The organism is Desulfofundulus sp. (assembly GCF_049701015.1).
Lineage (GTDB): Bacteria > Bacillota > Desulfotomaculia > Desulfotomaculales > Desulfovirgulaceae > Desulfofundulus.
Map to the genome: position 1 here is coordinate 2310 of NZ_JBNATZ010000094.1, position 6489 is coordinate 8798.

General features: G+C 55.4%; 6 protein-coding genes. 2 read left to right on the top strand and 4 right to left on the bottom strand.

Annotated elements, in window-relative coordinates:
- Window positions 1-206: 206 nt before the first annotated feature.
- Window positions 207-1349 (bottom strand): acyl-CoA dehydrogenase family protein, encoded by a 1143-nt coding sequence (locus tag ACPLUI_RS07470; protein WP_424659642.1) that lies wholly within the window; start codon window positions 1347-1349, stop codon window positions 207-209.
- Entirely contained in the window at window positions 1342-1704 is a 363-nt protein-coding gene (locus tag ACPLUI_RS07475; protein WP_424659643.1) for a helix-turn-helix domain-containing protein, read from the bottom strand. Before ACPLUI_RS07475 ends, ACPLUI_RS07470 begins: the two co-directional genes overlap by 8 nt.
- A gap of 131 nt (window positions 1705-1835) precedes the next feature.
- Here ACPLUI_RS07475 and ACPLUI_RS07480 point away from each other — a divergent pair, with 131 nt between their 5' ends.
- Together ACPLUI_RS07480 and ACPLUI_RS07485 are read left to right on the top strand one after the other, a co-directional pair.
- A complete protein-coding gene (locus tag ACPLUI_RS07480) occupies window positions 1836-3071 on the top strand; it encodes an acyl-CoA dehydrogenase family protein (RefSeq protein ID WP_424659644.1) in 1236 nt (411 codons plus the stop codon).
- A gap of 100 nt (window positions 3072-3171) precedes the next feature.
- Window positions 3172-4695, top strand: coding sequence for a class I adenylate-forming enzyme family protein (locus ACPLUI_RS07485; protein WP_424659645.1), 1524 nt, complete (start codon window positions 3172-3174; stop codon window positions 4693-4695).
- A gap of 42 nt (window positions 4696-4737) precedes the next feature.
- Here the strand turns inward: ACPLUI_RS07485 and ACPLUI_RS07490 are convergent, their stop codons facing one another.
- Together ACPLUI_RS07490 and ACPLUI_RS07495 are read right to left on the bottom strand one after the other, a co-directional pair.
- On the bottom strand, window positions 4738-5301 hold the full coding sequence (locus ACPLUI_RS07490) for a Uma2 family endonuclease (protein WP_424659646.1): 564 nt from the start codon (window positions 5299-5301) through the stop codon (window positions 4738-4740).
- Window positions 5302-5421: 120 nt separating this feature from the next.
- Window positions 5422-6468, bottom strand: coding sequence for a rod shape-determining protein (locus ACPLUI_RS07495; RefSeq protein ID WP_424659647.1), 1047 nt, complete (start codon window positions 6466-6468; stop codon window positions 5422-5424).
- Window positions 6469-6489: the final 21 nt, after the last annotated feature.

The following is a 6489-nucleotide window of genomic DNA, read 5'->3' on the forward strand; positions in this document are numbered from 1 at the left end:
CGATAACCGGATAATCGAATGCGCAATTGCCGGAAGGTCAACTTACATTGTTACCGGCGACAAGCACCTATTACAATTGGGAGAGTACGAAGGAATAAAAATAGTAAAAGCGTCCGTATTATTGCAGGAGATTGGAAATAGTCAAGATATATTAAGCACCTCCGGATAAAAGCGGGGATCTTTTTAAAAAAACCGGGAGCACGGTTTCAGAGCAAAGAAGCAATGACGGCTTTTTGGACATTGTCGGTACCCTCTATCAGGGGCAGCACCCTGGCGTCGCGCAAATACCTTTCCACCGGGTGGCCCTGCAGGTAACCCTCCCCGCCGCATATCTCCATGGCCGCCGCGGCAGCTTCGACAGCTACCCGGCTCCCGGCAAGTTTAGCCATGGAAGAGGCCATGGTGTAATCCAGTTCCCGGTCAATAAGCCAGCACGCCTTCCAGACCAGCATGCGGGCTGCTTCTATTCTGGTGGCCAGTTCGGCCAGAGCAAAGGAAACCCCCTGGTTCACATAAATGGGCCGGCCGAATTGATACCTTTCCTTGCTGTACTGGAGGGCGTATTCAAAAGCAGCCCTGGCTATACCCACCCCGATGGCCCCGGCCAGGGAGCGCCCCCGGTCAAAAGTCTGCATCAACAACAGGTAAGCGCTGCCCGGTATCCCTATGGCGTGCTCTTTTGCCAACCTCAGGTTTTCAAACAAGAGCTGTACCGTTTGAGCATAGCGGATACCCATTTTGTGGCGCACAGCCCCCACTTTGAGCCCCGGCGTATCCTGCGGCACCACCAGGCATAACATGCTCCCTCTTACGTTCCGTGGATTGGTGGCCACAAAAAGAGTGACGAAGCTGGCCACACCCCCATTAATGACATAATCTTTGGCCCCGTTGACCAGCCAGTCTTCCCCTTCAGCCACCGCAAGTGATTCCATCGCTCCAATATCCGACCCGGCAGATTTCTCCGTAAGGGCGAAGGCCGCCAGGTGGGGACTGGCCTGCGTCAGGTCGGGCAGGTAGGTGTTTTTCTGCTCCGGCGTACCGGCCAGTATAATGGGGCTGGCAGCGTGAATGTTGGCCGTGACCACCGCCGCCAGGCCGGCACAAGCGGTACTCAGTTCTTCCAGTACCAGGGCAGTGGTAAAATAGTCCAGCCCCCTGCCGCCGTATTCCTGCGGGACCGTAGGAGTGAGTAAATTAACGCGGGCCAGCAATTCGGCCAGGGTAAAATCAAAGCGTTCATCCCCGGCACAGTCAAGCTCCCGGGCGGCCGGGGCAATTTTTTCCTGCACCAGAGCGCGCACTTCCTCCACCAGCAGGGACTGTTCCCGCGTCAAGGCAAAGTCAGCCATTATGCTTCTCCTCCCTTTCCTTCATCCACAGGATGAAATCAACCACCAGTTTTCTTGAAGCTGGCGAGAGTTTCCGCAGGGCGTCCAGCACCGCTTGAATATCGGTATCCACGTCCGTATAAGCCGTGTTCCGGCCGGCATCCTTTTCTTCCACCGGCTGTAAAAAATAATCGATGGGTTTATGCAGAACCTCCGCAATCTTTTCCAATTGGGCAAGATACAGACGGCGCTTGCCTTGTTCATAATTTGAAAGGGCGGACTGGGAGCACCCAATTTTTGCCGCCAGCTGTTCCTGGCTCAAACCTGCTTCCTCCCTGGCCATCTGGATTCGCCTGCCTATAGACTTATAGCCCATAATCACCCCTCTTTTTATACAATAAACTTATAGATTTTTGAATATTCTTGACGACATGACAGTATGTAATATAACATATTACAAAAGCAAATATAACACGCCGGATAAATATTAAACGGGAGTGGTGAAAGATGCTTGATTTTATGTTAACTCCGGAACAGTTGAAGCTCCGGGACGAGGTGCGAGCCTTTGTCAAATCGGTCCCCCGCCAGCTCATCCTGGATATGGACGCCGAGCGGGTGCAGTTTCCACGCCAATTTTTAGAGGAAGCGGGGGCCAGAAATTTGCTCGGCCTGCGCTTCTCCAAAGAGTACGGCGGCCGGGGCCTGAAATGGAGCGACGAAATTATTGCCCTGGAAGAGGTGGGGGTCCTGAGTATGTCCCTCTCCTGCCTGTATTCCATGCCCAGTATCGTGGGCGAGGCCATTGATAAATTCGGAACACCCGCCCAAAAGGAAAAGTTTTTAAAACCCACCCTGGCCGGCAAAATGGCTTCTGCCGAAGGCCTCACCGAACCCAGGGGCGGGTCGGACTTCTTTGGGGCCACCACCGTGGCCAGGAAAGAGGGCGATTATTATGTTCTGAAAGGTCAGAAAAGATTCATCGTGGGTGCGGAAGGAGCCGACTATTTTCTCATCTATGCCAGGACCGACCCCAACGCCCCGTCCCACAAGTCCTTATCCGCATTTCTGGTGGAAAGGGGCCCCGGGGTCAAGGTTGAGTACGTTTACGGCTTGATGGGCACGAGGGGGGGCGGCACGGGACGATTGGTATTGGACAACTGCAGGGTGCCGGCGGAAAACCTGCTGGGGCAGGAAAATGAAGCCTCGAAAATATTTTACCAGATGATGATCCCCGAACGGATGACCAGTGCCGCTGGCTCACTGGGCATGGCGCGGGCCGCGCTGGAGGTGGCTGCGCGCTACAGCACCCGCCGCAAGGCCTTCGGCCAGACGATCAACAAATTCCAGGCCGTCAGTTTTAAAATCGCTGACAGCATTACCATGCTGGACGCAGCCCGGGGGCTGGTATATGCCGCGGCCAGGGCGGTGGATGCGGGGGCGGATCCCGCCCGCTGCAGGCGCATGGTATCGGAAGCCAAAAAATTCGCCACGGAAACAGCGTGGGCGGTAATTAACAATGCGATGCAGGTCATGGGAGGAATCGGCTACACCCGGGTATACCCCATTGAAAGGCTGTTGCGGGACGCCCGCCTGGCCATCATCTGGACGGGTACCAGCGAAATAATGAACCTGATCATACAACACGAATACTACAGGGAGCTGATCGGTTCACCAGCCGGCCACCGCGACGTTGAACAGGACGCCCACGACGCCGAACGGTTGGAAGAAAAGGTTTACGAGTGAACCCCTTCAATACCAGGCTCTTACAGATATACCACTCTACGCCGCCAGATATGCAAATTAACTCAATTCTAAATCGGGACTTTCAGAAAGAGGTGAGAGAATGGGCGAATTAGTTCATCAACTGCTCGAGAGGAATGCGGCCAAATACCCCGGGGTGCAAGCTGTCCGGTGGCCCCAGGGTGATGTTACCCTAAACTGGTACCAATTGAATGCTGAGGCCAACTGCCTCGCACGTTACCTGCAGGCCCAAAATTTCAGGGCTAACGACAGAGCCGCCCTGTTTATCTCAAACCGGCCAGAATTTATCATTGGATATTTTGCTGTATTAAAAGCAGGCGGGACAGTTACACCACTAAATGTAAAATTTACACCTACCGAAATAGCTTATATTCTTCAGGATAGTGAGATTTCAGTTATTATTTATGAGGACGCACTCAGGACGGTGGTGGAAGAGGCCACGAAGAATATCCCCCGGGTTAAAACAATCTCAACCCACGAAATGGCCGGCTTGAAAGAAAAATTTGAAGATCAAAATCTCGACCTACCATTGAACCCATTCAACCTGGCAGAAATTCTATACACATCCGGTACAACCGGCAAACCAAAAGGTGTAATGCTCACACACAATGCCGTAACCATGGTGGCCATCATGATGGCCTATGAGGCGGACATATATTTCGGGGACCGTTGCCTCCATCTAATGCCCCTGACCCACTCCGCCCCCTTAAACCTGATGATGGTCGGGGGAACATGGGCTGGAGCCACCCACGTGCTGGGCAATTTCACCCCCCAGGCGATGCTGGAACTGACAGAGCGAGAAAGGACCACGCACTTTTTCGGTGCACCGGTCGCCTACAACCTGGCGGCCAGGTTGCCTAATTTCAGCCAGTATGACCTAACTTCGGCCAGGCGCTGGATTTATGGTGGCGCACCCATGCCAAAGGCCGGGCTTGATAACATGATGAAGCTTTTCCCCGGCGGCTTTATGGGAGTCTACGGTCTGACGGAAGCGGGTCCCAACGGAACGGCACTTCACCCCCACGAACACCCACACTTTGCCGGCAGCATCGGTTGCCGGGGCTCGGTAACCACTGAGGTGAGGGTGGTCAACGCCGGAGGGAAGGACGTGAGTCCGGGCGAAATCGGTGAGATCATCATTAAAACTCCAAGCAATATGATCGGTTATTTAAACCGTCCCCAGGATACCGCCGAAATATTAGTTAACGGCTGGATTTATACCGGTGACCTGGCTGAACGGGATGAATACGGTTACATCTGGATCAAGGACCGCAAAAAAGACATGATTATAACCGGCGGAGTAAACGTCTATCCCAAGGAGGTTGAGGATGTATTGTCGCTCTACCCCGGAATAGCCGATGCCGCCGTAGTCGGGATACCCCATCCCGATTGGGGTGAAACGGTAATGGCACTGGTGGTACCTATGCCGGAACACCAGATGCAGCCCGAAGAAATACGACAGTTTTGCAAACGGCACCTGGCTGAGTATAAAGTACCGCGTATTATCCAATTTACCGATAGCATCCCGCGAAACGCATCCGGCAAAATTCTAAAGCATATTATCAAGGAAAAATACAGCAACACAGCGATAATTCCCTTAACCTAAACTACAACAGGCCGTCATTTTCTGCGGAAAATGACGGCCTGTTCACGCCCAGACCTTTTCCAGTTCCACCACCAGGCCGGGGAACAGCTCAGGGGTGAACCGGGCGCTTTGTTCCCAGCGGCGAACCGGCATGTAAATTCCCCGCTCCAGGCGAAATTCGTCCAGCGTTTTGCCGTCCGGATCCACCACCCAGTAGTAGGGTACGCCGTAACGCGCGTATACCTGGGCCTTGGTAACCTGGTCGACACCCGATGTGGAAGGGGAGAGAATTTCCACCACCAGATCGGGGGCGCCGGCAATATTTTTTTCCGTGATCACGTCTTGCCTGTCCCGGGAAACGTAAAGGAGATCGGGTTGGGTGATACTGATGTGGCTGAGAACCACGTCCAGGGGGGCGAAAAAAACCTCTCCCAGGTTGTTTTCCGTAACATGGGCGTGCAAAATGAAATGCAGGTTGCGGCACACCCGCTGGTGGCGGGTAGTCGGCGATGGCGTCACATGCAGCACCCCTTCCAGGATCTCGTAGCGGTTCCCGTCGTTGGGTAGCTGCAGGTAATCGTCGTAAGTGAGGATTATCTCCCCCGCCGGTGGTGAAGGCAGGCTCAAAGCAGTTCTCCTCCCGGCAGTTGCTATTTTTTAAATATTGTACGCTTATCCAGCAGGGCCTGTCAAACCATCTTACTCCGGCGGGTTCACCGCCGGCTTTTCAGTGCCTGTATCAGCCGCTCACCCCGTCTTTCTCATGTTCAACAACCGTTTCTTGCGGGCGGTGGCGGCACTGCTGAGGATGTTCAACATGGAAAGGGCCCGGCCCGTTCCCAGAGCTACGCAGGAGAGCGGGTCTTCCGCTATGTGCACCGGCACCCCGGTTTCCCGGCTCAACAGGGTATCGATGCCGTGCAGCAGCGCCCCGCCGCCCGTCAGCACGATACCCTTGTCCACTATATCCGCAGCCAGTTCGGGGGGGGTGTGCTCCAGCACCTCTTTTACCGCTCCCACTACCGCCTCCAGGCTTTCGGAGATGGCCTCGTGAACCTGATGGGTGGTGATGACCACCGCCCGGGGCAGGCCGGACACAAGGTCGCGCCCGCGGATTTCCATCTCCTGCCGGGGTGCATGCCCGGGGTCGGCACTGCCGATGTTGATCTTGATCTCCTCGCCGCTGCGCTCACCGATAGCCAGGCTGAACACCCGGCGCACGTAGCGCACGATGGCCTCGTCAAACCTGTCCCCCCCCACGCGCAGGGAACGGCTGTATACCACCCCGCCCAGAGAGAGGACAGCCACATCGGTGGTGCCTCCGCCGATATCCACCACCATGGTCCCGGTAGGCTCGGAAATGTCCAGCCCCGCTCCCAGTGCCGCCGCCAGAGGCTCCTCGATCACGTAAGCCTGCCTGGCGCCAGCCTGGATGGCTGCCTGGCGCACGGCTCTTTCTTCCACATTGGTCACGCCGGAGGGAATGCAGACCATTACGCGGGGGCGGAACAGACCTTTTTTCCCACCGGCCCGGCTGATGAAGTAACGCAGCATTTTTTCCGTCACGTCGTAGTCCGCGATAACACCGTCCCGTAAAGGCCGCGTGGCCACAATGTTACCGGGGGTACGGCCCAGCATGCGCCGGGCCTCGGAACCCACCGCGATGATCCGGTCGTTTTCTTTGTTTATGGCCACCACCGAGGGTTCCCGCAGGACAATGCCTTTTCCTTTAACGTAAACCAGTACGTTGGCGGTACCCAGATCGATGCCGATATCGTTGTTCATGCCGAGCATGGGTGTTCTCCTTTCTTACTG